The sequence below is a fragment of the Methylobacterium sp. P3_A11 genome, from assembly GCF_056403155.1.
Genome location: NZ_JBFUGA010000219.1, coordinates 1 through 2,681, shown reverse-complemented (window position 1 = coordinate 2,681; position 2,681 = coordinate 1). Strand labels below are relative to the sequence as shown.

The 2,681-nt window shown below is 63.7% G+C and carries 4 protein-coding genes and 1 pseudogene; 3 read left to right on the top strand and 2 right to left on the bottom strand.

Annotated elements, in window-relative coordinates; all coding sequences use genetic code 11:
- Together AC1DXK_RS30765 and AC1DXK_RS30760 are read left to right on the top strand one after the other, a co-directional pair.
- Positions 1-186, top strand: a pseudogene (locus AC1DXK_RS30765) (IS481 family transposase); the annotation flags it as partial.
- 413 nt (positions 187-599) lie between these two features.
- On the top strand, positions 600-806 hold the full coding sequence (locus AC1DXK_RS30760; RefSeq protein WP_477299690.1) for a hypothetical protein: 207 nt from the start codon (positions 600-602) through the stop codon (positions 804-806).
- A 124-nt stretch (positions 807-930) separates the two neighbouring features.
- On the opposite strand, the gene AC1DXK_RS30755 is transcribed toward AC1DXK_RS30760, so the two are convergent.
- Positions 931-1,062, bottom strand: a complete 132-nt coding sequence (locus AC1DXK_RS30755; protein ID WP_456685338.1) for a hypothetical protein — start codon at positions 1,060-1,062, stop codon at positions 931-933.
- 365 nt (positions 1,063-1,427) lie between these two features.
- On the opposite strand from AC1DXK_RS30755, the gene AC1DXK_RS30750 reads away from it, so the two are divergent.
- Positions 1,428-1,871: a hypothetical protein gene (locus tag AC1DXK_RS30750; protein WP_477299689.1), complete on the top strand. Its 444-nt coding sequence runs from the start codon at positions 1,428-1,430 to the stop codon at positions 1,869-1,871.
- A 353-nt stretch (positions 1,872-2,224) separates the two neighbouring features.
- Here AC1DXK_RS30750 and AC1DXK_RS30745 read toward each other — a convergent pair.
- Positions 2,225-2,681: outer membrane protein (locus AC1DXK_RS30745; protein ID WP_477299688.1), on the bottom strand; the 457-nt coding region annotated here is incomplete at its 5' end.

Below are 2,681 nucleotides of genomic sequence, written 5' to 3'. Positions count from 1 at the left end.
CACTACGACAGCCACGACCAACTGCGGGAACACCTCGCCGCTTTCCTGGATGCCTACAACTTCGCCCGGCGGCTCAAGACCCTACGCGGCCTCACGCCATACGAAGCGACCTGCCGAGCCTGGGCAGACGACCCAGGCCGGTTCAGATACGACCCAACCCATCTCACCTCGGGACTGAACAGTTAGGGCCTCCGCCAAGAGGCTGTCGCGGCGAGCGCGGAGCAGGGTGAGGTTCGTCATGCCGGAGGCGAGCAGCATTTCATCCTCGGCTGTGAGCTGTCCGGTCCTCGTCAACTCTACAACCAGGATGCGCTATCGGTGGAAACGCCGCTCGCAGGCGATGATCTCCTCGTTAATGGCGACGAGCGCCGCGATCCACGGTAGCGGCACGAACCGCGCCCTCCTCTCCTGAGGGCGGCTTACCTAAAAGCGCGGTTGAACTTTGGTAGTGGATACAACCGTCACCGGCCGGTTTCCGCCATTTCGGTCAGCAATGGCAGTCCGTCCCATTTCAGGCGCCTCGGACGGACCTCTGCCCAACCCACACGCACGACACCCTGCTGACCCTGCTTGGCCAGGCCGAGCGCGCATGGCATGGCTTGGCCATGAGCGAGAGTGAAACGAACATCCACCCCTACAAGCTGGAGGTCATTCGTCCGAAGGAAGAGGGCGGGAATTACGGTTGGGCGATCCGCAAGCACGGCAAGCTCGCCCAGCGTTCCGATCGCGGTTATCCGACCGCGGCCAAGGCTGAGGCCGCCGGCATGGCCACGGCCGAAAAGCTGCTGAGCGGCTCGGATCGGTGACACCGGCCCCTACAGCAGATCGGTGCAGGCTAGCCACCACCTCTTCGCGATGACAGCGAACTACGGGCAGGCGTGACAGGCCGGACGGACCAACCGCGCCATCCGGCCGGTTGGAGCGCTGCGTCTATTTCTTCGATCCTGCAGCGGGCTTGGCAGTCACCAAGCCCTTCGTCGACGGTGCCGAGGCATTCGTCTTCACCTTCGGAGCCTTGGGCTTCTTCGCCTCGCGATTGCCGCGCTTGTTGTCCGTAGCCATGGGCACCTCCTTGTGAGGGCGGGTGACCTAGCTTGCACGAGCTGGGCGATCAACAGGCCACCGTCAATTCAGCTAGACCGTAGCGCATCCCGGCGGGATACCCGCCGGCGCGCAAGTGTCGAGGTGCCGCCACAACTTCGCCTTCGGTGCCTCTTCCGCGAGGCGGGGAATAGCCTCGGAGCTGCGTGTCAGGCTGCTCCTTTCGCAAGGTCGTTGATCGCTGACGGCGGCACGAACTCGGAGGCTGCGTCTATTCCGGCCTGCGTCACCCTCCATGTCAGAGGGCTGCTTGGAAGCTGGTGGCGCTCCAGTAGACCTCGCTTTACAAGGGAGCCGAGAGATCGGGTGAAGCCTCCCTCAGACAATTGCATATCAGCAAGCCATTCCCGAACGTTCTTGTCGCTGAGGTGTTCGGGAGAAGACTGAGCATCCGCGCCGCGTCCGATTTCGATCAAAGCAAGTTGCTTAATATCGGCGCGCGTCCAATACGGGCCGGTATCTCGAACGATAATGGCGAGGATAATGCGCTGCTCTGCGCCAAGCCCTCGGGACATGATTTATATACCCATCACTCACAATTCAAACTCAAGCTTAGAACTTATCTTCGTGAGGAGAAGGCGCCTTCAGAGAGCCCTTCGCCTTCAGGTCGGGCGGCGGGAATGGCTCTGGCGCCAGCAAGCCTGCCCCTTCCGCTCCCGGAACCGGATCCCGGCACCGCCGCCGTTCTTGGGGATGAATTCCAGGCCGGCGGTTATGATGAAAGGACCCAGAAGAGCATGGCCGCGATAATTGCGGCTCCGAAGCAGTAGCCCAAGGCATCCTCGACGCCTGCGATCTCCGTGGCCACCCAATTCGCCAACGAGTATCCCGAGTTGAAGCGCACGCCGCTGAGGGTCTGCGCCTGCGATCTCGTCCACAGCAGGATGGCCCCTATTCGCATGGGAGGACCAATTCACTCCGGTCTGGTCCTCTAAACAAGAAACACCCCAGGAGCGGGTGCTCCCAGGGTGTCGCCGACCTCGCGGCCAGTTTGATCGGGCTGGGGATGCGATGGTCAGCCGATCGGCTGCCCTCCGGCGGCAGAGAGCGATGGAGAGGACCAACTACCCCTCGCCCGCCGCCGCGCTCCCGGCACAGACGCCGGGAGCAGCTCGACCGGATCTCAGTAAGAGCCGAACTTGTAGTTCAGGCCGGCGCGGACGACGGCGAACTCGTCGGAGCGGCGGCCGATGTTGTTGTACGCCACCGGGAAGTTGTTGGCGGCGTTGACGACGAGCGCACCCTGGCTGCGGGTGTTGCGGTCGAGGTTGACGTACAGGCCTTCGACCTTGAGCGTCACCGCCGAGGAGCGGAAGAAGTTCAGGAACGACTCGGTGGGCAGGGCGTACTCGATGCCGCCGCCGACGGCCCAGCCGGTGCGGAAGCTTTCGTTGCCGGCGTAGCCGCCGAACGAGCGGTCGGCGCTGCCCGAGCCGTAGGCGAAGCCGCCGGTGCCGTACACGAGGGTGCGGTCGAAGGCGTAGCCGAGGCGGCCGCGCACGGTGCCGAAGAAGTCGAGGCTGGAGAGGCCGCGCGGATCGGTGACGTAGTAGCCGGGGGCCAGGGCGCCATTGATGAAG